Source organism: Sphingomonas zeicaulis, assembly GCF_050433225.1.
GTDB classification, from domain to species: Bacteria; Pseudomonadota; Alphaproteobacteria; order Sphingomonadales; family Sphingomonadaceae; genus Sphingomonas_D; species Sphingomonas_D zeicaulis.
This window is the reverse complement of record NZ_JBNPXQ010000002.1, coordinates 64936-91685: the sequence shown is the minus strand read 5'-3', so window position 1 is coordinate 91685 and position 26750 is coordinate 64936. Positions and strand designations below refer to the sequence as shown.

The following is a 26750-nucleotide window of genomic DNA, read 5'->3' as shown; positions in this document are numbered from 1 at the left end:
GCGGCCCAACCAGGAAAGTTATGCCGCCCATGTTCAGGACGCTCGACGACGGCCTTTTCGTCTCGCCGCAGATCACCACCGCCGATGTCGCGGAGGCGGCGCAGCTTGGTGTGAAGCTGATCATCAACAACCGGCCGGAGGGCGAGGAGCCCGGCCAGCCGACCGGGGATGAGATCGCAGCCGCGGCCGCCGAGCATGGCATCGCCTATGTCGCGATTCCGGTGACGCATGCCGGCTTCTCGATGCCGCAGCTCGATGCAACGATCGACGCGATCGCCGCCGCGCAGGGGCCGATCCTCGCCTATTGCCGCTCGGGCACCCGCTCGACCCTGCTTTGGGCGCTGGCGCGCGCCAAGCAGGGCGATACGCCCGATGCCCTCGCCGGCAAAGCGGCCGAGGCGGGCTATGATCTGTCGCCGATCCGGGTGATGCTGGATTCGCTCTCCGCGCGATGATCCTGATCGTGGTGCCGGCGTCGATCGCCGCGGTGGCGCTGGCTTCCGGCGCCGCCGTGCTGGCGATGCGCCGGCGGCGCGGCGATCCGCGCATCGCCGACATCGATGAAGCGCTGGCGATCGCGACCGAGGCGGATGCCGAATTCGAGCCCGCCGAGGCGGTGGTCGATCGCGCCGGTTATGGCGCGCTGGTGCGTGGCGTCGATGGCCGCCACATGCTGATCCGCCCGCGCGGCAACCGCTTCGAGGGCCGCGTGTTGCGCATGCCCTATTTCGCCCGCCTCGACCGCCGCTTCCTCACGCTCGGCCCCTCGCGGCGCAGGTCGGGCCGGATCATCCTCGATCTGGGCGATGCCGCGCCGGTCTGGGCACGCCGCTTGGAAGGGGTCGTCCACCGCCGGCGGCGCTGACGCGCCCTTTTTCCGCGATTCAACCCGGCGCGCGCCTGCAGTAGACCTCGGCGCCAGCGGGGCCTGTCCGGCGTCGATCGATCGGGTCACGACTCCGATTTTCGAGGATCCGGTGACGTGATGAGGCCGAAATCCACTGTAACCACTGTCACTTTCCGGCGCTGCGAGAGGTCATGTGACGGTAACGTGGCGTTTTTTAATGTCCCCGAACTCCGCTCGGGGAGGACATGGATGCATCGACGAAGAATTTCATTCATCTCACCCCCTCTGGCCTTCCGCTCCGCCACAGGAGATGAAACACCGGCGTATCGCGCCCGCAGGAGAGCATGACGGATGGCCATTGCAACGGTGAAAGCCCAGCCGGCGCGTCCCATACCCTGGTGGCAGCATCTCTATCTGCAGGTGCTCGTCGCGATCCTCGCCGGTACCCTGATCGGGCATTTCTGGCCCGATGTCGGTGCCTCTCTCAAGCCGCTCGGCGATGGCTTCATCAAGCTGGTGAAGATGATCATCGCGCCGGTCATCTTCCTCACCGTCGTCACTGGCATCTCGGGCATGAGCGAGATGAAGTCGGTCGGCCGCGTCGCGGGCAAGGCTTTCGCCTATTTCCTCACCTTTTCCACATTGGCGCTGATCGTCGGGCTGGTCGTCGCCAATGTCGTGCGGCCCGGCCACGGCCTCAACATCGATCCGAAGACGCTCGATGCCGGCGCGGTCGCCACCTACAGCCACCAGGCGCACGAAACGTCGCTCACCGGTTTCCTGCTCTCGATCATTCCGGACACGATGGTGTCCGCGCTGACCGGCGGCAACATATTGCAGGTGCTGTTCGTCGCGATCCTGTTCGGCATCGCGCTGTCGCTGATCGGTGAGCCCGCTGCCCCCGTCAGGGATCTGCTCGAGCGTATCTCGCTGGTCGTGTTCCGCGTCGTCGCGATCCTGATGCGGGCGGCGCCGATCGGAGCGTTCGGGGCGATGGCCTTCACCATCGGCAAATATGGCGTCGGCGCGCTGGTCAATCTCGGCGTGCTCGTCGCGACCTTCTACGGCACCTCGCTGATCTTCGTGCTCGGCGTGCTCGGACTGGTCGGGCTGGCGGCGGGGTTCAGCATCTTCCGGCTGATCGCCTATCTGAAGGCCGAACTGCTGCTGGTGCTCGGCACCTCCTCCTCCGAAGCCGCGCTGCCCAGCCTGATCGAAAAGATGGAGGCCGCGGGCTGTTCGCGTCCGGTGGTCGGCCTCGTCGTCCCCACCGGCTATTCGTTCAACCTCGACGGCACCAATATCTATATGACGCTGGCGGCCCTGTTCATCGCGCAGGCGTGCAACGTCCATCTCTCGCTGGGCGATCAGGTCGCGCTGCTGCTGGTGGCGATGGTCAGTTCCAAGGGCGCCGCCGGCGTCACCGGCGCGGGCTTCATCACCTTGGCCGCGACATTGTCGATCGTACCTTCGGTGCCGGTCGCCGGCATGGCGCTGATCCTCGGCGTCGACCGCTTCATGAGCGAGTGCCGCAGCCTTACCAACTTCGTCGGCAATGCGGTGGCGACGATCGTCGTCGCGCGCTGGGAAAATGCGCTCGATCATGATGCGCTGGACGCCGCGCTTGCCGGCCGCAGCACGCCCGTCGCCGCACCCGCCCTTGAAAAGGACAGCGACTGATTGTGCAGCTTTTCTAATTTTTGCAACATGCAGGCGGATTTTATCCGACTTATCCCTAGAAGTGATTCGCCATAGGCTCCTCTCAGCACCGGACGAAACGGTGCAACGCTTCAACAGAGGAAACCGACCGATGACGATCACCGCCACCCCGACCGCCGGCAAGACCCTGCTTTCGCCGGCCGACCACACATTGATCATGATCGATTTCCAGTCGCAGATGGCTTTCGCCACCAAGTCGATCTCTGCCGAACTGCTGCGCAACAATGCCGCGCTCGTCGCCAACGCCGCCGCCGGCTTCGGCGTCTCGACGATCCTGACGACGGTCGCGGAAAAGAGCTTCTCGGGCCCGATGTTCGCCGAGATCACCGATGCCTTCCCCGACCAGAAGATGCTCGACCGCACCTCGATGAACACCTGGGAAGATGCCGGCGTGATCGAGGAGGTCAACCGCATCGGCAAGCCGCGCCTCGTTTTCGCGGGCCTGTGGACCTCGGTCTGCATCGTCGGCCCGGTCGCCTCGGCGGTCGACCAGGGCTTCGAGACCTATGTCATTACCGACGCCTGCGGCGACATTTCCGAGGAAGCGCATGAGCGCGCGGTGGAGCGGATGATCCAGCTCGGCGCCCGCCCGATGACCTCGCTCCAATATCTGCTCGAACTGCAGCGCGATTGGGCCCGTGGGGAGACTTACGACATGACCACCGGCATCGCCCGCAAGTGGGGCGGCGCCTACGGCCTCGGCATCACCTACGCCAAGACCATGTTCAACGCCTCCGAGGCGCACTGAGCCCTAACTCCCCTCCCCTTCAGGGGAGGGGCTGGGGGTGGGGGCTGTCCGATTGGCACCCCACCCCATCGATCCCGCACCCAGCGTCATCCCCCACCCCAACCCCTCCCCTGAAGGGGAGGGGCTTGCCCGAAAAGGATCCCCCATGAGCTTCGTCACCACCGCCGACGGCACCAACATTTTCTACAAGGATTGGGGCGCGAAGGATGCGCAGCCCGTGCTCTTCTCCCACGGCTGGCCGCTCTCGTCCGACGCTTGGGACGGCCAGATGCTGTTCCTCGTCCAGCAGGGCTATCGCGTCATCGCCCATGACCGCCGCGGCCATGGCCGTTCGGACCAGCCGGCGACCGGCAACGACATGGACACCTATGCCGACGATCTGGCGTCGGTGATCGAGGCGCTGGACCTCAAGGATGTCGTGCTCGTCGGCCATTCCACCGGCGGTGGCGAGATCAGCCATTATGTCGGCCGCCACGGCACCGCGCGGGTCGCAAAGATGGTACTGGTCGGCGCGGTGCCGCCGATCATGGCGAAGACCGAAGCCTATCCGGGCGGCCTGCCGATCTCCGTGTTCGACGGCATCCGCAAGGGCGTGGCCGATGACCGCTCGCAATTCTACCTCGATCTCACCCTTCCCTTCTACGGCTTCAACCGCGATGGTGCGAAGGTGAGCGAGGGGCTGCGCCAGTCCTTCTGGGCGCAGGGCATGGCCGGTTCGATGCTCGGCCAATATCTCTGCATCCACGAATTCTCCGAGGTCGACTATACCGATGACCTGAAGGCGATCGACGTGCCGACGCTCGTCATCCACGGCGACGACGACCAGATCGTGCCGATCGGCAATGCCGGCGAACTCTCGTCGAAGATCGTCAAGGATGCCGAGTTCAAGGTCTATGAAGGGGCGCCGCACGGGCTGACCGCGACTCATCAGGATCGGTTCAACGCCGATCTCCTCGCCTTCATCCGCGGCTGACGGACAGGGGGTGCGGACATGAAGCCCTATCTTCTCTCGCTCGCCGCCGGGCTGCTGGTCGGCATCGTCTACAGCCTGATCGGCGTCCGTTCCCCCGCCCCGCCCACCATCGCCCTGATCGGGCTGCTCGGCATCCTGCTGGGCGAGCAGATTGTGCCGGTCGCGAAGCGGCTGGCTGCCGGAACCGAGATCGCCCGCTTCGTGCGCACAGACTGTGCCCGCCACGTGGCCGGACCGCTGCCTTCCAACAAGGATCGCGACGCATGACATCCTTCACCCGCCGCCAGGCGCTCGCTGGCGCCGCCTCCACCGCCCTGCTGACCTCGACGGAGAGTTTCGCGATGACCCCGCCCGCCGACATTCTCATCACCAATGCGAAGATCACCACGCTGGATCGCGAAAATCCGGTGGCCCAGGCGGTCGCCATTCGCGGCGGCAAATTCCTCGCTGTCGGCAGCGAGCAGGAAGCGCGCGCGGCGCTCGGCGCCAATGCCCGCTTGATCGACGCTGGCGGCCGCCGGCTGATCCCGGGGCTGATCGACAGCCACATCCATGTGATCCGCGGCGGGCTGAACTATAATATGGAGCTGCGCTGGGAAGGCGTGCCGACCCTGGCGGACGCGATGGCGATGCTGAAGCGCCGGGCCGAGAACACCCCGCCGCCGCAATGGGTGCGCGTGGTCGGCGGCTTCACCGAGCATCAGTTCGCCGAGAAGCGCCTGCCGACGATCGCGGAGATCAACGCCGCCGCACCCGAAACGCCGGTATTCATCCTCCACCTCTATGATCGCGCGCTGCTCAACGCCGCTGCACTGCGCGCCGTGGGATACACCAAGGATACGCCCAACCCGCCGGGCGGCGAGATCGTCCGCGATGCCGCCGGCAACCCCACCGGCCTGCTGCTCGCGCAGCCCAATGCGACGATCCTCTACGCCACGCTCGCCAAGGGGCCGAAGCTGCCTGAGGAGTATCAACTCAACTCGACCCGCCATTTCATGCGCGAACTCAACGGCCTCGGCGTTACCAGCGTGATCGATGCCGGCGGCGGCTATCAGAATTACCCGGACGATTATGCGATCATCGAGAAGCTGCACCAGGACGGCCAGCTCACCCTGCGCATCGCCTACAACCTGTTCACCCAAAAGCCCAAGGAAGAGCTGAAGGACTTCGCCACCTGGTCGACCAAGGTGAAGCCCGGCGATGGTGACGACACCTATCGCCATAACGGCGCCGGCGAGATGCTGGTCTATTCCGCCGCCGACTTCGAGGATTTCCGCGTCGCCCGGCCGGATATGCCGGCGAACATGGAGAGCGATCTCGAACCCGTGATCCGCCTGCTCGCCGAACGGCGCTGGCCGTGGCGACTACACGCCACCTACGATCAAACCGTTAGCCGCGCGCTCGACGTGTTCGAGAAGGTCAATCGCGACATCCCGCTGAAGGGCCTCAACTGGTTCTTCGACCATGCCGAGACGATCACCGATCGCAACATCGATCGCATTGCGGCACTGGGCGGCGGCATCGCCGTGCAGCACCGCATGGCCTTCCAGGGCGAATATTTCGTTCAGCGCTATGGCGCTCGCGCCGCCGAACGCACCCCGCCGATCAAGCGGATGATGGCCGCCGGCCTGCCGGTCGGCGCCGGCACCGACGCGACCCGCGTCGCCAGCTACAATCCGTGGGTGTCCCTGTCGTGGCTGGTCACCGGCAAGACGGTGGGCGGCCTCGGCCTCTACCCGGTAGCAAACCGGCTCGACCGCGAAACCGCGTTGCGGCTGTGGACGGAGGCGAACACCTGGTTCTCCAACGAGCAGGGCAAGAAGGGGCAGATCAAGGCCGGCCAGCTCGCCGACCTCGCCTTGCTGTCGGACGATTTCTTTGGCGTGCCCGAAAGCGAGATCGCGCAGCTCCGCTCGGTGCTGACGATGCTTGGAGGCAAGATCGTCCATGGCGAGGGCGACTTCGGCCCGCTCGCCCCGGCGCTGCCCAAGGCGATGCCGGACTGGTCGCCGGTTGCGACCTTCGGCGGCCATTATCGCCGGCCGGAAACCGCCGCGAAGCTGGCTTCCGCCTGCGGTTGCCAGTCTGGCTGCGCGGTCCATGGCCATGATCATGCCGCGGCGCTCGGTGCCGCCGTCCCCGCCGCCGACGTCCAGAGCTTCTGGGGCACGCTCGGCTGCGGCTGCTGGGCGGTCTGAGCGATGGCGCCCCGTCCCATCGCTCGCCTGCTCGGCGCCGGCTGGTTCGCCACCGGCGCCATCGCCCTCCTCACATTGCCCTATTGGACCAGCGGCTTCGCCAAGCTGGCCGATCTGAACGGCGCGCTGGGCGAGGCCCGCCATTTCGGCCTCGAACCCGCATGGCTGGTCGTGGTGCTCACCCTTCTCATCCAGCTCGGTGGCTCGCTGCTGCTGATCATCCGCCGCTGGGGATGGCTGGGTGCCGGTGCGCTTGGCGTCTTCACCGCGCTCGCGACCTTGATCGGCCATCCTTTCTGGCAGATCGCCGATCCGGTCGCGCGCTTCCACGACCGCAACAGCTTCCTCGAACATGTCGGGCTTATCGGCGGGCTGATGCTTGCCGCCGTCCTCAGCGAGCGCAGATCATGAACGCCACCACCGCCACCCCCGCGGCCGAGCCCTCGCCGCTCGCCAACCCGATCTTCCGTGCGCTGTGGATCGCCACCGTCGTCTCCAACATCGGGACCTGGATGCATGATGTCGGCGCCGGCTGGCTGATGACCTCGCTGTCGCGTGAGCCGCTGATGGTGGCGTTGGTCCAGGCCGCGACCACCCTGCCGATGTTCCTGCTCGCGCTCCCCGGTGGTGCGCTCGCCGACATCGTCGATCGCCGCCGCCTGCTCATCGGCGCGCAGCTCTTCGGCCTGTCCGCCGCGGCGCTGCTCGCGGTGATGACGATCGGCGGGCTCACCACCCCGGCGCTGCTGCTCGGTTTCACCGCCGCGATCGCGGTCGGTGCGGCGCTTTCCGCCCCCGCCTTCCAGGCGATCGTCCCAGAACTGGTGCCGGCCTCCGGTCTGCAGCAGGCAGTCGCCCTCAACAGCCTGGGCGTCAACATCGCCCGTGCGATCGGCCCGGCGCTGGGCGGGGTGATCATCGCCTTCGCGGGTTCCGGCGCGGTGTTCGCGCTCAACGCGGTCTCGGTGGTCGGCGTGATCGCAGTGCTGGTGCGCTGGCGGCGGACGGCGTCGACCTCGAAACTGCCGGCCGAACATTTCATCGGCGCGATGCGTGCCGGCATGCGCTACGCGATGCGCGCGCCGGATCTGCAGGTGGTGCTGGTACGCAGCACCGGCTTCTTCCTCTTCGCCAGCGGCCTCTGGGCGCTGTTGCCGATCATCGCGCGGCGTGACCTCGGCCTCGGTCCGGCTGGCTATGGTGGGCTGCTGACCTTCATGGGGCTCGGTGCCGTCGCCGGCGCCATGCTGCTCCCGCGCGTGCGCGGCAAGCTGAGCGCCAACCGCATGACGATCGCGGCATCGCTGCTCCTTGCCCTCGCGATGGCCGCGCTGGCGCTGTCGCACAGCTTCGTCCCCGCCGCCGCCGCACTCGCCGTCGCCGGCTTCGCCTGGATTGCGATGATGGCGTCGCTCAACGGCGGTGCGCAGGCCTCCTCGCCGGGCTGGGTCAAGGCGCGTGCGCTGGCGATCTATCTGCTGGTGTTCCAGGGATCGATGACTGCCGGCTCCACGCTCTGGGGTGTGCTCGCCGGCCATATCGGCATCGCCGGCACCTTGCTTGCCGCCGCCGCCGGCCTCGCGCTCGCCACGGTGCTGCTTGCGTGGCGTGTGCCCTTCGGTGCCTCGGCGAAGATCGACCTCACCCCCTCGGGCCACTGGCCGGCGCCGGTCGTCGGCCGCGAGGTCGAACATGACAGCGGCCCGGTGCTGGTGACGATCGAGTATCGCGTCGACCGCGCGACCATGGCCGACTTCGCCGCGACGATGCAGGCGATGCGGCGGGTGCGGCAGCGGGATGGTGCGATCAGTTGGGGGCTCTATGAGGATGCGGCCGAGCCCGGCATCGTCGTCGAGAGCTTCACCGTGGAAAGCTGGCTCGAACATCTCCGCCAGCATGACCGGGTCACCGCCGCCGATCGCGAGCTCCAGCAGGCCGCCCGCGCCTTCCACATCGGAGACGCGCCACCGCTCGTCCGCCACTTCGTGAGCCCGCGATGATCCGGCTGGCCGCACTCGCTGCGCTGGCGCTGCCCACCGTCGCCGCCGCCCAGTCGGCAGCGACGGTCGAGCAGACCAACACGCGCTATGACGAGGACTGGTCGGGCATCGCCGTCACCGCGCCGCGCCGCGATGCCGATTGGTGGAAGGCCGCCAAGCATCGCCCGCTCGACAAGGATGGCACCGTCTATCTGACGACCGGGCTCGAACTGCGCATCCGCCAGGAGGGGTTCGACGACAACAATTGGGGCGATCCGCCCGCCGCGGATGACGGCTATCTGTGGGTCCGGATGATGCCCCACGCCGACCTCCATGTCGGGCCGGCGCGCGCTTTCGTACAGGGTATCGCCGGCTATGCCCGTGGGGTTGGCGCCGGCAAGGGTCCGGCGGACGAGACCGGCATCGACCTGCTGCAGGGCTTTGCCGATGTCCGCCTGCCGCTTACGGAGACTGTAAGCCTCACATTGCGCGGCGGCCGCGAACTGGTCGCGCTCGGCTCCGAACGGCTGGTCGGGCTGCGTTACGGCCCCAACATCCCGCAAGCCTTCGATGGCGGCCGCGCGATCCTCAACGTCGGCAAGGTTCGCATCGATGCGCTGGCGATGCGTCCGGTGGTTGTCGGCCTCGGTGATTTCGACGATCGCCGATCACGCACCCGCCGGCTGTCGGGCGTGTATGCGACGACCATGGTTGCCCCCGACATCGGCCTCGATCTCTACTGGTTGGGCTATCGCAACGAGACTGCCCGTTTCGCGCAGAGCGAAGGCGATGAGCGGCGCGACAGCTATGGCGTGCGCGTGTTCGGCAAGCGTGGTGGCCTCGCCTGGAACTGGGAGGGGGTGCTCCAGCGCGGTTCCTTCGGCGCAGCGCGTATCCGCGCATGGACGGTCGCGACCGAGACCGCCTATCGCTTCGCCGACGTGCCGCTCACGCCACGCATTCGCCTCCGCGCCAACATCGCCAGCGGCGATCGTGATCCTGGCGATGCGAATTTGGGCACCTTCAATGCAATGTTTCCGAAGGGCAAATATTTTGGCGAGCTCTCGCCGATCGGGCCTTACAACATCGCCAATCTCCACCCGAGCGTCGACGTCGACCTGGGTGGCGGGTTCACGCTCGATGTAGCCGGCATCGCCTATTGGCGCGCGAGCCGCGGCGATGGCGTCTACAACGTGCCCGGCCAGCTCATCCGCGCACCCGGCGACGCGCGGTCTCGCTTCATCGGCACGCAGGCCGAGGCGCTGGTTGGCTGGCAGGCGAGCGAGATCCTGTCGTTCGGCGTCTCGCTGTCGCTGTTCCGGCCCGGGGATTTCATCCGGGAGACCGGGCCGGCCCGCACGATCCACATGATCGGATCGGAAGCGATGCTGCGCTTCTGACGCGCGCAACCCGCTCAGGAAGAGGGCGGCGCGCAGCCCGGATCATAGACCTGGCCCGCCACCGAGCCACCGGCATAGATATTGGCGTTGATCGACGCACCGATGCCGGCACCGCCCACGCTCACCTTGGTGCGATCTTCAGCCGGGGCGTGCATGTTGGACCCCACCATCTCATGCTCGACGCGGCCCGAGACATTGTTCGCCTGGCCGTTGACCGAAAGGCCGATGCCCGCGCTCACGCCGGGATCGGGCGCGCTGCGCGTCGCCGAATGCTGCACGCCATGATCGACGCGCGCCGCGGCGCCGATGCCGACGCCCACTTCCATGCCCACGTCGAAGCTCAACGTGCCGGTGGGCGGATCATAGGAGATGCCGAAATTCGCACCGCCGCCGATGCCGCTATAGGCACTGGCGCCGAAGCCGATGCTGAGCGTGGGCATGTCGCACACGAAGCTTTGCGCTGCCGGGGCGGGCGCGACGTCGGCGACCTGGATCGATGGTTGCGCGGCAAGCGCCTCCAGCGCCGTGGGCGTCGCCGCGAACGCCTCCATCGTGGTGGGCGAGGCGGCAAGCGCCTCCATCGTCGAGGTGGCATTGGGAGAGGTCGCGCTGGTTGCGCTGGTGCTGGTCGATTGGCTGTCGACCTGGCTGCCTACACCTGCGCCGCCCAATCCGGCGCCGCCATCCGCGCCACCCGACGAACCCGTTCCGCCGACACCGTCCACCATCGCAACCTCCTTCGTCGTTCGGGTGGCCAAGCATAGGCTGCTGGCCGGCGGAGGCACTAAGCGGATCGATTACGCGCGCTCAGATGTCGCCCATCCCTTCTTCTTCGACATCATTCGCCCCCAAAGCCACGAGTTGGTCGAGCAACCAGGATGCCGCCGGCCCCGGTGGCACGTCCCGCCTCCAGACGCCCGAGAAGCGATAGGTGCCGCCCGGATGGTCGGGCATGCGCAGCCGCACCAATGTGCCCGCGACAAGATCCGCCTCGATCAGTGGCAGCGGCATATTGCCCCAGCCGATGCCCTCGCGCAGCAGCGCGTGCTTGGAGCCAAGATCGGCAAGGCGCCACGTCCGGGGGCTCATCACCGCGAAGTCGCGACCCTCGGTGAAGCGCGACCGGTCGCTGAGTACGAGCTGGACATAGTCTCGCCCCGCCCCCGGCGGAATCCGCGCCATCCGGCCCAGCGGATGATCGGGCGCCGCCACGGGCACCATCGGCACCGATCCCGCCGCGACGCATTCCACGCCCTCCACGCCCGCGGCGAGCGGGCCGGACAGCCCGATCACCGCCTGCCGATCAAGCACCATCGCGGTGATCGCGCCGAGCGCCTCGACATGCAGCTTGAGCGATACGGTAGGGAATTCGGCGGCGAAGGCACGCAGCACCCGACCCAACCGCTCCGCCGGCACCATCACGTCGACCGCGAGGTCGACCTCCGCCTCCAGCCCGTCGAGCAACCCCTTCACCTTGGCGCGCAGGCCGTCGATCCCTTGGCTCACCGCGCGCGCCTCCGCCAGCACGGCGCGGCCGGCGACGGTCAGCTTGGGCTTGCGCGTGCCTTCGCGCTCGAAAAGCACCAGCCCCAGCTGCGTTTCCAGATTGGCGATGCCATAGCTGATCACCGACACCGCGCGATTCAATCGCCGCCCCGCCGCTGCGAAGCTGCCTGTATCGACCACCGCCAGAAAGATGCGGAGCTGGTCGAAGGTCGGCGTGCCGGGGTTGCTCACTTTTCAGATTCCTCGAACATATGCCGAGGTTTTATCGCCCTGATCCTGAAAGCTCGCAATCGCTAAATCGGGTCCAACGCAATTCGGGGCGACGCAGCCGCCGCCCCAAAGCTGGAGACCGACGATGATCGAACTGCGCCCCTTCGCAAGCCTCGGCGGCGAGAATCATGGCTGGCTGGATGCCAAGCATCATTTCTCCTTCGCCGGCTATTATGATGAAGCCCGCACGCACTGGGGCAATCTGCGCGTGTGGAATGACGATACCATCGCGCCGCAGACCGGCTTTCCGCCGCACCCGCACCGCGACATGGAAATCATCACCTATGTCCGTGAGGGCGCGATCACCCATCAGGACAATCTGGGCAACAAGGGCCGCACTGTGGCCGGCGATGTGCAGGTGATGTCCGCGGGCACCGGTATCCGCCATTCGGAATATAATCTTGAGGATGTGACGACCCGGATCTTCCAGATCTGGATCCTGCCGACCCGCGCCGGCGAACAGCCTTCGTGGGGCACCAAGCCCTTCCCGAAGGGTGAGCGCTCGGGCAGCTTTGTCACGCTCGCCTCGGGCTATCAGAACGACAATGACGCGCTGCCGATCCGCACCGATGCGCGGGTGGTGGGCGCAACGTTGAAGGCCGGCGAAACCGCCGAATATCCGATCGGCAAGGACCGCAAGGCCTATCTGGTCCCCGCCACCGGCGCAGTGCGGATCGGTGACGTGACCGTCAACGCCCGCGACGGCGCCGCGATCAGCGACCTCGAAACCATCACGATCACCGCGATCGAGGACAGCGAGATCGTGCTGGTCGACGCCGCCTGAGCGACATGAGGATGGGGTGGGCCTCGGCCCGCCCCATTTTTTTCTGTGAGTGGGCGGCTATTCCTGCCCGCCCAGCGCGCGGTAGCACGCGATCGCCGCGAGCGCCGCTTCTCCCTGCGCCAGCGCCATCCGGTCGCGTGCCGCCAGAAGGGTCCGTTCGGCGTCGATCAGCTCGAACAGGCTGATCTCCCCTACCTTCCACGCGCTGTCGGTCATCGTTCGCGCCTTGCCCGCGGCATCGATCTCGCGCGTGCGCACCTCGACTTCGGCGCGGCGCGCACCGAGCGTGGCATAGCCATTCTCAACCTCCTCCGCCGCGCGCAGCACGGCCTGGCGATAGGCGGCCAGCGCCTCGCGCTCGCGGCCTTCCGCGGCGTCGCGCTCGGCATCGAGTCGCTTGAAGTCGAACAGCCGCCACCGCAGCCCGACCGCGCCCTGAATCACATTGGCGTCTCCGGTGAGCAGCCGCCCCGCTGTCTGCGCTTGGAAGCCGAGCAGGCCGGACAGCGAAATCCGGGGATAATATTCGGCGAGCGCCACGCCGACTCGGGCATGCGATGCCGCGAGTTGGCGTTCGGCCACGACCAGGTCCGGGCGGCGGCGCAGCAGGTCCCCGGGGCTACCGGCGCCGGGCAGCGGCGCGGCCGGAATCGCGGCCTCCGCCTCCAGCCCCATCCGGTCGGCCTGCGGTTCGCGGCCGCCGAGCACCGCCAGCCGGTTGAGCTGCGCCTCGATGCCCGCGCCGATCGGCAACAGGTCGGCCTCGGCGCCAGCGGCGTTGGCCCGCGCCTGCTCCACCGCGCGCGCGGTCGCCTCGCCGAACTGGTGACGCTGCTCGGTCAGCGTCAGGATCCGTCGCGCCGACTCGAGTTGGCCGCGCGCGATGGCGCGGCGCTGCTGCAGCACGCGCAGCCGCACATAGGCATCGGCGACTTCGGCGGCGACGGTGACGCGCATTTGCGCCCCCATCGCCTCGGCGGCTTGTGCCTCCGCGCCCGCCGCCTCGCGGCCGCGGCGCAGTCCCCCGGCCAGGTCGAATTCCCAGCTTGCGCCGGTGCTCAGCTGGTACTGGTTCACCGTGCGCGGAAAGTCCGGCACATATTGCGAGACACGGCCCAATCCGGTCTCGATCGATTGCTGGACGCGCGCCGCCTGCCCGTCGACCGTGCCCGAGGGCAGCAGCGCAGCGCCGGCCGCGGCGGCTGCCGCGCGCGACTGGTCGACCCGCGCCAGCGCCTGCTCGATATCGAGATTCTGCGTAAGCGCGGTCGCGATCAGCCGGTCGAGCACTGAATCGCCGAACGCCTGCCACCAGGGTCCGATCGCCATGACCTCCGCTGACGGCGCCGCGCGCCAGGCCGGGGCGATCGGCATCGTCGGCGGGCGATAGTTGGTGCCCGCGGCACATCCCACGGCCAGCAGTGCGATCCCGGATGCCAGCGACGCGCGGATCATGCCGGTTTCCTTTCGTCGCCGCCAGCCAGCAGCAGATACATCACCGGGGTGGCGATGCGCGACAGCAATGTGGAGGAGACCAGCCCGCCCATGATCGCGATCGCCATCGGCGAGTAGAGCCCGGAATGTTCGAGCGCGAGTGGCAGCAGCCCGCCGATCGCGGTGACCGAGGTCAGCAGCACCGGCAGGAAACGCGCCTCGCCCGCGCGCTCGATCGCCTCGCGCATGCCGACGCCCTCGGCGCGCAGCTGCTCGGTGAAATCGACCAGCAGGATCGAATTCTTGATCTCGATGCCGATCAGCGCCACCAGCCCGATCGTGGCGGTGAAGGACAGCGAATGGCCGGTCACCCACAGCGCCACCACAGCGCCGAACAGGCCGAGCGGGATGATGCCGGCGACCACCGCGGCGGTCCGAAAGCGGCCGAACTCCAGCACCAGCACGGCAAGGATGCCAAGCACCGCGACCAGGATCGCGGCGCCCAGCCCCGCGAAGCTGTTCGCGCGCGCTTCCGCCTCGCCGCCCACCATCAGGCGATAGCCCGGCGGCAGCGATATCTGCGCCTCGATGCGCCGCAGCGCCTCGTCATTGACCTCCGCAGTCAGGAAACCATGCGCGACGTAGGCGGTGACGGTGACGGTGCGGGCCCGGTCAAACCGGTCGATCTGCGCCGGGCCGGAAACCGGCTGCGGATCGGCGATCGCCGAGAAAGGCACCGCGGCGCCATCCAGCGTCGGCGCATAGATCTGCTTCAGCGCGTCGATCTCATTGCGGTCGCCCATCGGCAGGCGGACGCGCACAGGATAGTCGTCGCCATCGGCATCGCGCAGCCGGCCGACCTCCTCGCCGGACAGTGCGAGCCGCGCGGTCTGGCGGACCGCGCCTGCGGGTACGCCAAGGGCCGCCGCCTTGGTCTCGTCCAGCCCCAGCGACAGGTCGGTGCGGTCCAGCCGCAGCGGATTGCCGATGTCGCGCACCCCCGGCGTCGCCTCCAGCACACGCTCGACGCGCTGCGACAGGCGCTTGAGCTGGTCGAGATCCTCGCCGGCGACGCGGATCACGATCGGCGCCTCGATCATAGGCCCCTGCTGGAAATCGAGCACGCTGATCCGTGCGCCGGGATAGCGCGCGAAATCGGCGCGTAGCGAATCGAGCAACGCCTCGCTTCTGCCGGCATGCCAGCCCTTCAGCCCCACCGCGATCTCGGCATAGGCGGGGGCCGGATCGTGCTGCGCGATATTGTAATAGATCTGCGGATTGCCGCGGCCGAGATTCGATGCGGTCCAGGCGATGTCGCCTTCGCGTGCCAGCCGCCGTTCGGCGAAGTTCAGCGCCGCTTCGGTCCGCCGCAGCGCGGTGCCCTCGGGCGATTCGATCCGCACCAGGAATTGCGGGATCTCGGCGGGCGGAAACAAGCTGCTGCCGATCACCCCCAGCAGCGGGATCGCCAGCAGGCAGAGGCCGAGGATCAGCGTCAGCGCCGTCCGTGGCCGTTCGAGGCCGCGATGCAGCACGGGCCGGTAGAAACGATGGATGCCGTTGTTCACCGCTCGCAGCATGCGGTTGCCCTCCGGATGCTCGTTCCTGCCGAGCAGCCGGCTCGCGACGAACGGCGTCACCGTCATCGCGATGAGGAAGGAGGCGCCGACGGTGACGACCACCGTCACCGGCAATGATCGGATGAAGGTGCCCGATCCTTCCGGCAGCGCGAGCAACGGCAGGAAGGCGAGCATGAGACAGCCCGTGCAACCGACCACCGCCAGCGCGATCTGGCCGGTGCCGTTGATCGCCGCGGTGCGCCGGTCCTCCCCCTCGCGCAGCCGCCGCGCGATATTCTCGGTGACGACGATCGAATCGTCGACCAGCAGCCCGAGCGACAGCACGAAGCCGGCGATCGAAAGCTGGTTGAGCCCGAAGCCGAGCAACTGGATGCCCGCAAGCCCCATCAGCAATGACAGCGGGATCGAAACGATCACGACGCCCGCGGCGCGCAGCCCCAGCGGCAGCAAGGTGACCAGCACGATCGCCAGCGCCAGCACGAAATCCCGCGTCAGCCGGTCGAGCCGCAGGCTGACATTGTCGGACTGGAAGAAGGCGCGCTCCAGCTTCACCCCGCCCGGCAGCCGCTGTTCGAACGCGTCGAGCGTGCGGCGGATGTCGGTAGTGATGGTGCCGACATCGCCGCCATTCTTCTGTGTCGCGGTCACCAGCAGCGCGCGCTTTCCGTTGAAGCGGGTCAGATGCTCCGGCTCCACCGTTTCCCAGCCGACCGTGGCGATGTCGCGCACATGGATCACCGAACCGTTGCGGCTGGCGACCGGCACCGCGCCGACTGCGGCGAGATCGGGAAAGGCGCCGCCCAGTCGCACGCTGAAGCGCCGTGCGCCGGCATGGACGGCACCGATCGGCCGTTCGTCCGCCGCACGGTTGAGCGCCGCCGCCACCTCGCTCACCGGCAATCGCAGTTCGGCCAGCCGCGCGAGGTTCACCGCGACGCGCACCTCGGATGCGGGCGCGCCCCAATAGCGCGCCTCGCGCACGCCCGGCACGCGCTGCAGCTCGTCGCGCAGATCGTCCGCCACCTTCTCCAGCCGCCGCATCGGCAGCTGCTCGGCGACCAAGGCGAGTTCGACGATCGAGACCTCGATCGTGCGCGCGCGGTTGACGTCGAGCCGGGTCAGTCCGTCGGGCAACCGCGGCAGCAGCGCGTTCACCTCGCGCACGACCTCGTCATATTTGCGCTCGGGATCCTCGCTCCACTGGAACTCCACCCGCAGCGAGGCGGAACCGTCGATGCTGGTCGAGCGGATCTCCTTCACCTCGTCGAGCGCGTCGATCGCATCCTCGATCGGGCGGACGACGAGCTGCTCCATCTCCAGCGGGGTCGCGCCCGGCATCGCGGTATGGATCAGGATGATCGGCGAGGGGAATTGCGGATCCTCCGCGCGCGGCACCGTCATGAACGCGTTGACGCCGAGCAGCGCGAACAGCGCTGTCAGCACCAGCGTGAATTGCCAGCGCCCGACGAAGAACCGCGCGGGATTGAGGCTCATCGGTTCGAGACCATCACCCGCTGGCCGTCACGCACATAGCCGGCGCCAGCGGTGATCACCGTGGCATTGGCGGGCAGCCCCGCGACGAGCGCGTCGTCGCCGTCATAGCCGATGAAGCGCACGGCCTTGCGCATCGCGCGCGATCGCGGCGCATCGAACAGGAACAGGGTGGCGCGGCCGCCGCCCGCCTCCAGCACCGCTTCCGCCGGCACCCGGATGGTCGCGGCCTCGCCCGCCGCGGCGACGTCGGCGAAGGCGACATCGACAACGGTGCCGCTGGCAAGGCCGTTGCGCTCGGCAAGCGCGACCTCGACGATCACGGTGCCGGTGCGGGCATCGGCCTGGCTGCCGATCCGCAGCACCCGGCCGCTGACGGCGCGCGCGCCGATCGTCACCGTTGCCGGCGTGCCGGCGCGCAGACCCGAAACGTCATGGGCGGGCACCGCGGCGCGGGCGAGCAGCGGGCTCGACAGGTCGGCGACGCGCAGCACCTCCTGCCCCGGCGAGACGACCTCGCCGCGCTGCGCGACCCGCGCCAGCACGATGCCGCCGAAGGGTGCGGTCAGGCGGGTCGATCGATGGTCATAACGGGCCGCGAGCAGCGCCGCTTCGGCCTGCGCCGTCACGGTCTGCTGGTCGCGTGCCTGCGCGGGCGCCATCGCGCCGGTTTCGGCAAGCGCGGCATAGCGCGCAGCGGTGCGCCGCGCGCGCGCGACATCCTCTTTCGCCTGGCGCAACCGGGCGGCGACATCGGTAGCGTCAAGCGCAGCCAGCGTCGCACCCGCACCCACACGGTCGCCGATCTGCGCATTCATCAGCATGATCATGCCGGGCACGCGGAATGACAGAACCGATTCGCGCTCCCACGCGATCGTCCCCGCCGCATGCAGCGCGGCGCCCGACGATGGCGTGACGCGCGCCACTTCTACCGGAAGCGGCGGCGGTGGCGGCGGGGGTTCGCTGGCGGAGCAGCCGGCCAGCGCCACGCCGAGCGCGAGCGCCGCGATTCGTGCCGCCTTGGAAACCGAACCATGCCGCACGAGAATCGTCCTATCAGCGATAGACTATCAATGATAGGTTGCTCTGGGGAGTCAAGCGCGAAGAGATTGCTGATGGGGATCGATCAGAAGGCGAAAACCGGCCGCCGCACTGCCGGGCAGCGGCGCGAGGAGATCATCGCCGCGGCACTCACCTTGTTCACGCGCTATGGCGTGCACAATGTGACGACGCGCCAGATCGCGCGTGCGGTCGGCATCTCGCAGCCGTCGCTCTATGCTCATTTCGCCAGCAGTGCGGAAATCGCCGAAGAGATTTGCGTGCGCGGCTTCAGCGATCTCTCGCGACAGCTTGCCGCCGCCTTCGCCGGCGCGCACAGCCGCAGGGATCGGCTGAAGCAGGCGGCACGCGCCTATATCGGCTTTGGAATCGACAATCCCGATGTGTACCGAATCGCCTTCATGCTCGAGAAGCCCTGGGACGACACCGGCCATGAAGGCGGGCGCGTGATGGAAGCGGGGCTCTGCGCGTTCAACCTGATGGCCGAAACCGTCACGCAGGAAATGGGTGATGGAGGCCGGCTGGCGGCGCAGAGCATCTGGGCGACGCTCCACGGCCTGGTCGCGCTGCTGATCGCTCGGCCGCACTTCCCCTGGGTCGATCGCGATGCGCTGATTGCCGCGCAGGTCGAGCGCGCGGTGCAGGGCTTTTAGGCTAGCGACCCTCCGGCGCGGGCGTCGCCACCTTCTTGCTGCGCCGGAACAGCTTGCGATCCTCGCTGGTGAACCCGGTGAACCAGATCATCGCGCCATAGGCGGCGAAGATCGCCGGCACGCCGAACACCAGTTCGGTCCATTCGGGCGCGAGCGTCGCCAGCCCGCCGACCAGGCCACCCACCGCCGTCGCCCACACCAGCGCCCAGCGCCACGGCGAAACCGGCGCATCGAGCAGGTGCGAGAGCAGTTGGGCCTTGGCAACCGCGGCGAAGGCCAGCGCCAGCGGCAGCGCCAGCGCGGGGCACGCCGCCTGCCAGGTTTCGGGCAGGTTCATCGCCTTCGCGGCGAGGATCAGCGCGAAGCTCAGCACCACCTGCAGCACGATCGTCGCCAGCGAGATCATCAGGTTGCGATGGCGCGCGACATAGACCAGCGCCGATTCGGAGACCACCGCGGTCGCCGCCACCACCTCTGCGAACAGCAGGAAGGCAAGCGCCGCGCTACCCGCAACGAAGGCGGGGCCGCCAAGGCCCATGATCGCCTCACCGGTGATCGACAGCGCCAGCGCGATGCCGGCCTGCGCGGCGATGATCCAGAAACCTACCTGGCGCACCTGCGCGGCGACAGCGGCCTTGTTGCCGGCCTCCAGATTCTGGGTGATCACCGGACCCAGAATGGGATCGAAGCTGGTCTTCAGCTTCTGCGGCAGGGTCGCGATCTGCTGCGCAAACCAGTAGATGCCTACCGTCGCCGGCGGGAAGAAGAGGCCGAGCACGAAACGGTCGACGTTGCGCGTCCCCCATTCGATCGCGTCCGCCATCGCCAGCGGCGTGTTGGCGCGCGCGATCCAGAACAGCTCCACCGGCCGGGGGTGCCAGTCCCGCGGCAGGCCGTAGCTGCGAACGAAGGGAATGATCGATGCGGTCAGCGCCGCCACCATCGACAGCGCATAAGACAGGATCAGCCCGTCGCGCGGCGAATAGAAATAGAAGCCGGCGGCGGCGATGCTGATCGTCCATGGCTCGATCACCGCACGCGCGCGCACCGTTGCCGCGACGTTCAGCCGATAGGCGAGCGCCGCCAGCGACACATCCGACCAGACGATCGCGAACACCAGCAGTGGCAGCAGCCGTTCAAGGCCATACATCTCGCTGGTGGGAAACATGAGCTGGGGGAACGCGAAGAGCGTCGCGGTCGCCACGATCGACGCGACGCCCGCGATCAGCAATCCATCCCACACGACATGCGCGTCAGGGCGTTCATTCTTGCTGAGCTGTTCGGCCAGCCCCCGCTTCAGCCCCAGCGTGGCGAGTTGTGCGGCGAATTCCAGGATCAGGATGGCGAAGGCGAAGCGGCCCAGCGCCTCGGCGCCATAGAGACGGCCGGCGATGAACAGGAAGGGGAGACGCGCGGCCAGCCTCAGCAGAAAGCCGAATATGTTCGTGCGGCCGCCCTTGGCGAGCGCCGCGATATCCTCGTCTTCGGCAGCGGTCACGCAGCTACGCTTCCAGGCTTTGCGATCATTTCGCCGACCATCGCGTCCAGGCGCCGGGTGCGCCTTTATTGCCGATCGGGCGGACAAGGAGGTCGGGGCGCAATGCCACTTCCCAGATCTCGTTTTGCGACGGGGCACCCGAGACGACGAAATGGCGCAACGACGACGATCCGTTCGAAAGCGGAAAGTCTCCCCGTCGAACGCCCTTTTTCGTGTCGCGTCGGTCGTGCACGCGCAGCACCGCCGTCGTGCCCTCAGCGAGATCGGCCGCCGCGTCGCCCGGTGCTGCCACCGCGATCCCGATCACAGCCATGGGTTTGCCGGGCGCCTGCCGGAGAAAAACCAGCTTATCCGCCATGCTGTCACCATCCAGCTTCGCATCGCGCGTCGGGCCGGCGATGTCGCGGACCATCGATAGCAATTCATCCTCGCCCTTCGTAGCCGCCTCGCGCTGGGCGGCGGACAGAGGGCCAGTGGTCAGCGGCGATAGCAGCAGCATTGCCGCGGCCATCCTGCACGCGGCCTTCGATATCGAACCCATAGTCCCCCACTCCCGTCTTAGTGCGCCGCGCCCCAGCTCGGACCTGTGCCGATTTCGACGCCCAGCGGCACGGTGAGCTTCACCAGAGGCTCGGCTGCGGTCGCCATCACATGCTGGATCACGGGCTTCGCGCGGTCCACAAGGCTTTCGGGGAGTTCGAAGACAAGTTCGTCATGCACCTGCAGCAGCATGCGCACATCGGATAGGCCGGCTTCGGCGAGCGCCGGGCCCATGCGCGCCATCGCGCGCTTGATGATGTCGGCGCTGGTGCCCTGGATCGGCGCATTGATCGCCGCGCGCTCCGCCCCCTGGCGCTCATGCTGCACCGAGGATTTGATCCGGGTGAAATGCGTCTTGCGGCCGAACAAGGTGGTGGTGAAGCCGCTCTCGCGCACGCTGGAGAGGGTTTCGGCGATGTAGGTGCGGATGCCGGGGAAACGATCGAAATAACGGTCGATCATCGCCTGAGCCTCGTCCGGTGCGATTTCGAGCCGGCCAGCGAGGCCCCAGCGCGAGATGCCGTAGAGGATGGCGAAGTTGATCGTCTTGGCCCGGCCGCGCGTGTCGCGGTTGACCTCGCCGAACAGCTCCTGCGCGGTCATGCTGTGGATGTCGTCGCCGCGCAGGAAGGCGTCGCGCAGTTGCGGCACGTCCGCCATGTGTGCCGCCAGCCGCAGCTCGATCTGGCTGTAGTCGGCGGACAGGATGACATTGCCCGGCTCCGCCACGAAGGCATCGCGGATCTGCCGCCCGGTTTCGGTACGGACCGGGATGTTCTGCAGATTGGGGTCGTTGGACGAGAGGCGCCCGGTCTGCGCACCCGTGAGGCTGTAGCTGGTGTGGACGCGGCCGGTTTCGGCGTTGATCTCCTGCTGCAGCGAGTCGGTATAGGTCGACTTGAGCTTGCTGAGCTGCCGCCAGTCCAGCACCTTGCGCGCCAGTTCGGCGCCGGGGCCCGCCTCGCGATCGGCGGCGATGCGCTCAAGTTCGTTGACGTCGGTCGAATAGACGCCGGACTTGCCCTTGCGGCCGCCCTTGATGCCCATCTGCTCGAACAGCACGTCGCCCAACTGCTTGGGGCTGCCGATGGTGAAGGGCGTGCCGGCGATCCCGTGGATCTCGCCTTCCAGCGCCGCGATCTGCGTGGCGAACTCGCTCGAAAGGCGCGACAGCGCTTCGCGATCGACCTTGATGCCGGCGCGTTCCATGCCGGACAGCACGGAAACCAGCGGCCGATCGACCATTTCGTAGACGCGGGTCGCCTGCTCCGGCGACAGTCGCGGCTTCAGCCGGCGCCACAGCCGCAACGTGACGTCGGCATCCTCGGCGGCATAGCGCGTCGCTTCGCGCAGGCCGATCTCGTGGAAGCCTTTCTGCGCCTTGCCAGTGCCTACGACATCCTTGAACGCGATGCAGCTGTGAGCGAGGTGTGTCGCCGCCAGCTCGTCCATGCCATGGCCGTGGCGGCCGGCGTCGAGGTTGAAGCTCATCACGATCGTGTCGTCGATCGGCGCGACCGTCACTCCGTGGCGGGCGAGGATCGAGAGATCATATTTGATGTTGTGGCCGATCTTGAGCACCGCCGGATCCGCGAGCATCGGCTTGAGCACCGCGAGCGCCTGATCCAGCGGGATCTGCACCGGCGCTTCGGACAGCAGATCGCCGCCGCGATGGCTGAGCGGCACATAGCAGGCGCGGTTGGGCGCCAGCGCCATGCTGATGCCGACCAGCCCGGCCATCGGCCCCAGCCCGTCGGTTTCGGTGTCGAGCGCGACGAAGCCCTGTTCGCGCGCCGCCACCGCCCAGCGTTCCAGCGCGGCAAGATCGGTCACCGCCTCATAGCCGTCATGGTCGCAGGGCGGATCCTCGGGCAGTTCCACACCAGCCGCCGGCGCGGGTTGCGGCGCATCGGCGACCGCGCCGAGCCGTGCGAGCAGCGAGCGGAAGCCATGATGCTCCAGAAAGGCACGCAACGGCGCCTCCGGGATCCCCTGCAGCGCGAGACCGTCGAGCGGCTCGGGCAACGGCACGTCGCAGGCGAGCGTCACCAGCTTGCGCGAAAGCCGCGCCATCTCGGCATGCTCGATCAGATTTTCGCGCAGCTTGCCCTTCTTCATATCGGGCGCGGCGGCGAGCACCGCTTCGAGGCTGCCATGCTCGGTGATCAGCTTGGACGCGGTCTTGGGGCCGACCCCCGGCACGCCGGGGACGTTGTCGACGCTGTCGCCCATCAGCGCCAGCACTTCGCCAAGCTGCGTCGGCGGCACGCCGAACTTTTCGACGACATGCTCCGCGCCCAGACGGCGGTTGTTCATCGTGTCGTAGAGGTCGAGCCCCGGCTCGATGAGCTGCATCAGATCCTTGTCGGAACTGACGATCGTCACCTGCCAGCCCTGCGCCAGCGCGGCCTTGGCATAGCTGGCGATGAGGTCGTCGGCCTCCCAGCCTTCCTCTTCGATGCAGGGAAGGGAAAAGGCGCGGGTCGCATCGCGGATCATCGGGAACTGGGGGATCAGATCCTCGGGGGGCGGCGGCCGCTGCGCCTTGTATTTGTCGTAGAGTTCGTTGCGGAAAGTGTGGCTCGACTTGTCGAGCACCACCGCCATGTGCGTCGGCCCATCGGCCTTGTGGACTTCGTCCGCGAGCTTCCACAGCATCGCCGTATAGCCATAGACGGCGCCAACCGGCTCATTGTGACGGTTCGTCAGCGGTGGCAGGCGATGATAGGCGCGGAAAATGTAGCCCGAGCCGTCGACGAGATAGAGATGGTTGGAAGCCATGGCGGCGGGATAGCGATTTGCTGGCCGTGCCAAAAGTGTTTTGCCGATCCGCGTGATTTATCCGCGAAACCTGTGGCGGATCCGCCTTTCATCCCGCGTGCGATACGCCCCACCGCACGAAAATGGCCCGGCAAGGGACTTAATTTGACTTTAAGACTCTCGGCCAGCACTGTCTTTGGCACGAGCCGCAGCAGCGGCCGGGGGTTGCGATCATTTTCGGGGGCCTGAGGCCTTGTTCAAGCAAAGCGAACCGGGATTCGGTGGAACCGGCGGCACGGCGATGCTGTCGATGGACGCCGCCATCGTGCCGGCGGAGCCGGCAAAGGCGCTGCGCCAGCCGCTGATGGGCTGGCGCGCCCGTCTCCACGACATCGATCTGGTGCCGGATCTCGGCGCACGCATTGGCTCGCTCGAATGGATGCGCGGCGTCGTCACCTGCGGTGGGCTTTGCGCTGCCGCGATCACCTTGTCGCCCGGTTTCGAACGCCCGCTGCCCGGCGCCGTGCCCGCCCCGCTGCCGCCCGCCGCGTGGGACGAGGTGCGCGCGCAATCTTTCGCCCCGCTCGCGCTTGGCGCAGACAGCGGCCGACGCATGGCCGCGACCGATGCGGTCCGCCCGCTGACCGACACGCCCGAGCGGCCGATGATCGAACTGAGCGCCACATTGGGGCAGGGGGACGGCTTCGCCCGCGTGCTGGAACGCGCCGGCGTCGGCCGCACCGACGCGAAGCTGGTGGCAGACATGGCGTCGGGCGCGGTGACGCTGGGCGGCATCCGGCCGGGGACGCGGATGGACATGGTGCTCGGTCGTCGACCCGCGCGCTCGCAGCCGCGCCCGCTCGACAAGCTCGCCTTCCGCGCCGCGTTCGACCTGCGGCTGGAGTTCGAGCGTGCCGGCGGCCGGCTGGCGATGCGCCGCGTGCCGATCGCGGTCGACGATACGCCGCTGCGCATCCAGGGCCGCGCCGGATCCAGCCTCTATGCCGCCGCGCGCGCCGCCGGCGCCCCAGCCTCTGCGATCGAGGCCTATGTTCGCGAGATCAAGCGCCGCGTGCCGCTCGGCAGCATCGGCGGCAATGCGCAGTTCGACATCATCGTCGCCCACCGTCGCGCGGCGACCGGCGAGACCGAGGTGGGCGAACTGCTGTTCGCCGGGCTCGACCAGGGCAAGCGCAAGACGCAACTCGTCAAATGGACCAGCGGCGGGCGCAGCGAATTCTTCGAGGCCTCCGGCGTCGGTGAGCAGCGCGGGGTGATGGCGCGGCCGGTCAATGGCCGCCAGACCTCCGGATTCGGCATGCGCCGCCATCCGCTGCTCGGCTATTCACGCTTCCACCGCGGCATGGATTTCGGCGCCGCCTATGGAACGCCGATCTATGCGGCGACCGACGGCACCGTCACCTTTGCCGGCCGTCATGGCGGCCATGGCAATTATGTGATGCTGAAACATGGCGGCGGCATCGCCACCGCCTACGCGCATATGAGCCGGATCGGCGTGAAGGGCGGGCAGCGGGTAAATCGTGGGCAGGTGATCGGCTATGTCGGCTCGACCGGCCTCTCGACCGGGCCGCACCTCCATTATGAGGTCTACAAGAACGGCACGCCGATCAACCCGAAGACGATGAGCTTCACCACCCAGGCGCAGCTCGTCGGCCAGGATCTCCGCAACTTCAAGGCGCAGCTCAACACGTTGCTTGCGGTGCGTCCGGGTGTGGCACGCTTGCCCGCAGGCGCGAAGGCGGACGACGACGCGAACTGATCAGGGCACGGCCCAGCCGGCGAGCACGCCGGACCCGCCATCGCCCTCCACCGCCCGCGCATCGATACCGCGGTCGCGCAGCGCGCCGACGACCAGTGCCGTGCGTTCCGCAGAGCCTGTGATGGTGACCGGCAGACCGTTCCGCCGTTCCGCCCAGACCACGAGCTCGATCGCCGCGGGGTTGGGCTTGTCGTCGACAAAGTCGATGATCGGCAGGCGCATCAGGGGCGGCGGCACCAGCTCGATCGTCCAGCCCGAGAAGCCCAGCGCGACGCGGGATTCGAGCGCGCGATAGGTGGACAGCGTGGCATCGGGCAAAGGTGCGGCGCGAACCAGGGCACGGCGGTTCTGGCGGTCGACGGTGACCGTCGCGGGATCGACGCCGGCGACCAGCGCGAGCTTGGCGGCCAGCTCTGCGGCACCCCGCTCCTGCGCCTGCTGACTCTCGCGCGCCGCCTGCACCTGCGCCTGTTCCGCGGTGACGTCCCCCTGGCCGATGATGACCTGATCAAGGGAGAGTTCGACGGGGCGGTCGATCCGGCCGCGCAGCGCCTCGATCGCGGCAGCTTCCGCATCCTTTCGGTAGGTGGGGGTGAACACCACCGCGCTGACGCGCATCGCATCGGCGCCATGCTGGATCTCCAGATCGTCGATGCGCGCGGCGTTGACGAACTGCGCCGCAATTGCATCGCGCGTCTGCCGCGCGGCCACCGCCTCGCGGCCGATCTGGCGCAGGGTCAGCCCCAGCGGCACCGCCAGTGCGAGCAGAGTGGCGATCACCAATGTTGCCTGCAGCCGGGTCTGCTTGGGGCTCAGCGCGGATCCGAAGCCGTAGAACCGCGCCATAACCGATGCGGTAAGCGCAATCGCCATCAGATTGGTGAAGAACAGCAGCAGCGCGCCGCCGAACACCGTCCAGTTGCGCGTGGCGAGACCGAAGCCCACCGTCGCCAGCGGCGGCATCAGCGCGGTGGCGATGGCGACGCCTACGATCGTGCCGTGCCGCTCGCGGATCACCGCATAGGCGCCGGCAACGGCGGAAAGGATCGCGACGATGAGGTCGAACAGGTTGGGCCGCGTCCGCGCCGCGATCTCGGCGGTGACCGTCTGGATCGGGGAAAAGGTGACGATCAGCGCGGCGAACAGAACGGCGATCACCGCGCCTAGCGCCAGCGCCTGCAGCGAATCGCGCATCGCCTTGAAGTCGAACAGCGCCAGGCTGAAGCCGAAGCCGATGATCGGCCCCATAAGCGGCGATAGCAGCATCGCGCCGATCACCACGGCCGGGGAAGACAGCAGCAGCCCCAGCATCGCGATGCCGGCGGCAAGCAGCGTCATCAGCAGGTAGCGCGGGGTCCAGCGCGCATCCTCGTCGACCTGCGCGACCACGTCGACATGGTCGACGCTGCCGATCACGCGCGCGCGCCACCAGCGCCACAGCACATTGGCACGGAAGGCTTCCGGCTGATCTTCAGGCATCGCTTTCCCCGCTTTCGCTTGCGCGGCGGGGTCTAGCCGATAGACGGGGCTC

22 protein-coding genes are annotated in these 26750 nt (G+C 67.9%); 13 read left to right on the top strand and 9 right to left on the bottom strand.

All coding sequences use genetic code 11. The features are described 5' to 3' along the window. Window positions 1-29 precede the first annotated feature (29 nt). The 10 genes from FHS96_RS09545 to FHS96_RS09500 all read left to right on the top strand — a co-directional run bounded on the left by FHS96_RS09545 (window position 30) and on the right by FHS96_RS09500 (window position 9864). Window positions 30-455, top strand: a complete 426-nt coding sequence (locus FHS96_RS09545) for a protein tyrosine phosphatase family protein (RefSeq protein ID WP_429591731.1) — start codon at window positions 30-32, stop codon at window positions 453-455. Then, window positions 452-865, top strand: a complete 414-nt coding sequence (locus tag FHS96_RS09540) for a hypothetical protein (RefSeq protein ID WP_429589975.1) — start codon at window positions 452-454, stop codon at window positions 863-865. Before FHS96_RS09545 ends, FHS96_RS09540 begins: the two co-directional genes overlap by 4 nt. Window positions 866-1198: 333 nt before the next feature. Next, window positions 1199-2527 carry a dicarboxylate/amino acid:cation symporter gene (locus FHS96_RS09535; protein ID WP_429589972.1) on the top strand — a complete coding sequence of 443 codons (1329 nt, stop codon included), beginning with the start codon at window positions 1199-1201 and terminating at the stop codon, window positions 2525-2527. 130 nt (window positions 2528-2657) lie between these two features. Continuing rightward, window positions 2658-3314 (top strand): isochorismatase family protein, encoded by a 657-nt coding sequence (locus tag FHS96_RS09530; RefSeq protein WP_429589969.1) that lies wholly within the window; start codon window positions 2658-2660, stop codon window positions 3312-3314. A gap of 145 nt (window positions 3315-3459) precedes the next feature. Further along, window positions 3460-4287 (top strand): alpha/beta fold hydrolase, encoded by an 828-nt coding sequence (locus tag FHS96_RS09525; RefSeq protein ID WP_429589966.1) that lies wholly within the window; start codon window positions 3460-3462, stop codon window positions 4285-4287. 18 nt (window positions 4288-4305) lie between these two features. Further along, window positions 4306-4554 (top strand): DUF1427 family protein, encoded by a 249-nt coding sequence (locus FHS96_RS09520; protein WP_429589963.1) that lies wholly within the window; start codon window positions 4306-4308, stop codon window positions 4552-4554. After that, on the top strand, window positions 4551-6485 hold the full coding sequence (locus FHS96_RS09515) for an amidohydrolase (RefSeq protein ID WP_429589960.1): 1935 nt from the start codon (window positions 4551-4553) through the stop codon (window positions 6483-6485). Before FHS96_RS09520 ends, FHS96_RS09515 begins: the two co-directional genes overlap by 4 nt. Before the next feature lie 3 nt (window positions 6486-6488). Continuing rightward, window positions 6489-6896, top strand: a complete 408-nt coding sequence (locus FHS96_RS09510) for a DoxX family protein (RefSeq protein WP_429589957.1) — start codon at window positions 6489-6491, stop codon at window positions 6894-6896. Continuing rightward, window positions 6893-8485: an MFS transporter gene (locus tag FHS96_RS09505; protein WP_429589954.1), complete on the top strand. Its 1593-nt coding sequence runs from the start codon at window positions 6893-6895 to the stop codon at window positions 8483-8485. The genes FHS96_RS09510 and FHS96_RS09505 overlap by 4 nt, the downstream gene beginning before the upstream one ends. After that, on the top strand, window positions 8482-9864 hold the full coding sequence (locus tag FHS96_RS09500; RefSeq protein WP_429589952.1) for an alginate export family protein: 1383 nt from the start codon (window positions 8482-8484) through the stop codon (window positions 9862-9864). The genes FHS96_RS09505 and FHS96_RS09500 overlap by 4 nt, the downstream gene beginning before the upstream one ends. A 14-nt stretch (window positions 9865-9878) precedes the next feature. Here FHS96_RS09500 and FHS96_RS09495 read toward each other — a convergent pair whose 3' ends face one another. Then, on the bottom strand, window positions 9879-10592 hold the full coding sequence (locus FHS96_RS09495) for a hypothetical protein (RefSeq protein ID WP_429589949.1): 714 nt from the start codon (window positions 10590-10592) through the stop codon (window positions 9879-9881). 79 nt (window positions 10593-10671) lie between these two features. Beyond that, the gene (locus FHS96_RS09490; protein ID WP_429589946.1) at window positions 10672-11601 is read right to left on the bottom strand and encodes a LysR family transcriptional regulator; all 930 of its coding nucleotides are present in this window, start codon (window positions 11599-11601) and stop codon (window positions 10672-10674) included. A 124-nt stretch (window positions 11602-11725) separates the two neighbouring features. On the opposite strand from FHS96_RS09490, the gene FHS96_RS09485 reads away from it, so the two are divergent. Further along, complete coding sequence (locus FHS96_RS09485) at window positions 11726-12424, top strand: pirin family protein (protein WP_429589943.1); 699 nt, start codon at window positions 11726-11728, stop codon at window positions 12422-12424. A 57-nt stretch (window positions 12425-12481) separates the two neighbouring features. Here the strand turns inward: FHS96_RS09485 and FHS96_RS09480 are convergent, their stop codons facing one another. Genes FHS96_RS09480 through FHS96_RS09470 form a run of 3 tightly spaced genes read right to left on the bottom strand, consistent with a single transcriptional unit; the run spans window position 12482 to window position 17972 of the window. After that, the gene (locus FHS96_RS09480) at window positions 12482-13879 is read right to left on the bottom strand and encodes an efflux transporter outer membrane subunit (protein ID WP_429589940.1); all 1398 of its coding nucleotides are present in this window, start codon (window positions 13877-13879) and stop codon (window positions 12482-12484) included. Then, complete coding sequence (locus tag FHS96_RS09475) at window positions 13876-16932, bottom strand: efflux RND transporter permease subunit (RefSeq protein WP_429589937.1); 3057 nt, start codon at window positions 16930-16932, stop codon at window positions 13876-13878. Before FHS96_RS09475 ends, FHS96_RS09480 begins: the two co-directional genes overlap by 4 nt. Further along, a complete protein-coding gene (locus FHS96_RS09470; protein WP_429589934.1) occupies window positions 16929-17972 on the bottom strand; it encodes an efflux RND transporter periplasmic adaptor subunit in 1044 nt (347 codons plus the stop codon). The genes FHS96_RS09475 and FHS96_RS09470 overlap by 4 nt, the downstream gene beginning before the upstream one ends. A gap of 72 nt (window positions 17973-18044) precedes the next feature. Between FHS96_RS09470 and FHS96_RS09465 the strand changes: the two genes are divergently transcribed. Continuing rightward, complete coding sequence (locus tag FHS96_RS09465) at window positions 18045-18641, top strand: TetR/AcrR family transcriptional regulator (protein WP_429589931.1); 597 nt, start codon at window positions 18045-18047, stop codon at window positions 18639-18641. Between the two features lies 1 nt (window position 18642). On the opposite strand, the gene FHS96_RS09460 is transcribed toward FHS96_RS09465, so the two are convergent. From FHS96_RS09460 to polA, 3 genes are read right to left on the bottom strand one after another with little or no spacing between them, the layout of a single operon-like run. Continuing rightward, window positions 18643-20139: a lipopolysaccharide biosynthesis protein gene (locus FHS96_RS09460; protein WP_429589928.1), complete on the bottom strand. Its 1497-nt coding sequence runs from the start codon at window positions 20137-20139 to the stop codon at window positions 18643-18645. A gap of 25 nt (window positions 20140-20164) precedes the next feature. Further along, the gene (locus FHS96_RS09455) at window positions 20165-20638 is read right to left on the bottom strand and encodes a hypothetical protein (RefSeq protein WP_429589925.1); all 474 of its coding nucleotides are present in this window, start codon (window positions 20636-20638) and stop codon (window positions 20165-20167) included. Window positions 20639-20697: 59 nt separating this feature from the next. Beyond that, on the bottom strand, window positions 20698-23460 hold the full coding sequence (gene polA, locus FHS96_RS09450; protein ID WP_429589922.1) for a DNA polymerase I: 2763 nt from the start codon (window positions 23458-23460) through the stop codon (window positions 20698-20700). 289 nt (window positions 23461-23749) lie between these two features. On the opposite strand from polA, the gene FHS96_RS09445 reads away from it, so the two are divergent. Next, on the top strand, window positions 23750-25219 hold the full coding sequence (locus FHS96_RS09445) for a M23 family metallopeptidase (protein WP_429589919.1): 1470 nt from the start codon (window positions 23750-23752) through the stop codon (window positions 25217-25219). Here the strand turns inward: FHS96_RS09445 and FHS96_RS09440 are convergent, their stop codons facing one another. Beyond that, window positions 25220-26698 (bottom strand): DUF389 domain-containing protein, encoded by a 1479-nt coding sequence (locus tag FHS96_RS09440; RefSeq protein ID WP_429589916.1) that lies wholly within the window; start codon window positions 26696-26698, stop codon window positions 25220-25222. Window positions 26699-26750: the final 52 nt, after the last annotated feature.

Bases quoted from the DNA above. Each gene is read 5' to 3' on its own strand.
- FHS96_RS09515 (WP_429589960.1), top strand. From the start codon at position 4,551: ATGACATCCTTCACCCGCCGCCAGGCGCTCGCTGGCGCCGCCTCCACC.
- FHS96_RS09500 (WP_429589952.1), top strand. From the start codon at position 8,482: ATGATCCGGCTGGCCGCACTCGCTGCGCTGGCGCTGCCCACCGTCGCC.
- FHS96_RS09480 (WP_429589940.1), bottom strand. From the start codon at position 13,879: ATGATCCGCGCGTCGCTGGCATCCGGGATCGCACTGCTGGCCGTGGGA.
- FHS96_RS09545 (WP_429591731.1), top strand. From the start codon at position 30: ATGTTCAGGACGCTCGACGACGGCCTTTTCGTCTCGCCGCAGATCACC.
- FHS96_RS09535 (WP_429589972.1), top strand. From the start codon at position 1,199: ATGGCCATTGCAACGGTGAAAGCCCAGCCGGCGCGTCCCATACCCTGG.
- FHS96_RS09465 (WP_429589931.1), top strand. From the start codon at position 18,045: ATGGGGATCGATCAGAAGGCGAAAACCGGCCGCCGCACTGCCGGGCAG.
- FHS96_RS09475 (WP_429589937.1), bottom strand. From the start codon at position 16,932: ATGAGCCTCAATCCCGCGCGGTTCTTCGTCGGGCGCTGGCAATTCACG.
- FHS96_RS09525 (WP_429589966.1), top strand. From the start codon at position 3,460: ATGAGCTTCGTCACCACCGCCGACGGCACCAACATTTTCTACAAGGAT.
- FHS96_RS09520 (WP_429589963.1), top strand. From the start codon at position 4,306: ATGAAGCCCTATCTTCTCTCGCTCGCCGCCGGGCTGCTGGTCGGCATC.
- FHS96_RS09440 (WP_429589916.1), bottom strand. From the start codon at position 26,698: ATGCCTGAAGATCAGCCGGAAGCCTTCCGTGCCAATGTGCTGTGGCGC.
- FHS96_RS09455 (WP_429589925.1), bottom strand. From the start codon at position 20,638: ATGCTGCTGCTATCGCCGCTGACCACTGGCCCTCTGTCCGCCGCCCAG.
- FHS96_RS09540 (WP_429589975.1), top strand. From the start codon at position 452: ATGATCCTGATCGTGGTGCCGGCGTCGATCGCCGCGGTGGCGCTGGCT.
- FHS96_RS09485 (WP_429589943.1), top strand. From the start codon at position 11,726: ATGATCGAACTGCGCCCCTTCGCAAGCCTCGGCGGCGAGAATCATGGC.
- FHS96_RS09495 (WP_429589949.1), bottom strand. From the start codon at position 10,592: ATGGTGGACGGTGTCGGCGGAACGGGTTCGTCGGGTGGCGCGGATGGC.
- polA (WP_429589922.1), bottom strand. From the start codon at position 23,460: ATGGCTTCCAACCATCTCTATCTCGTCGACGGCTCGGGCTACATTTTC.
- FHS96_RS09445 (WP_429589919.1), top strand. From the start codon at position 23,750: ATGGACGCCGCCATCGTGCCGGCGGAGCCGGCAAAGGCGCTGCGCCAG.
- FHS96_RS09530 (WP_429589969.1), top strand. From the start codon at position 2,658: ATGACGATCACCGCCACCCCGACCGCCGGCAAGACCCTGCTTTCGCCG.
- FHS96_RS09505 (WP_429589954.1), top strand. From the start codon at position 6,893: ATGAACGCCACCACCGCCACCCCCGCGGCCGAGCCCTCGCCGCTCGCC.
- FHS96_RS09510 (WP_429589957.1), top strand. From the start codon at position 6,489: ATGGCGCCCCGTCCCATCGCTCGCCTGCTCGGCGCCGGCTGGTTCGCC.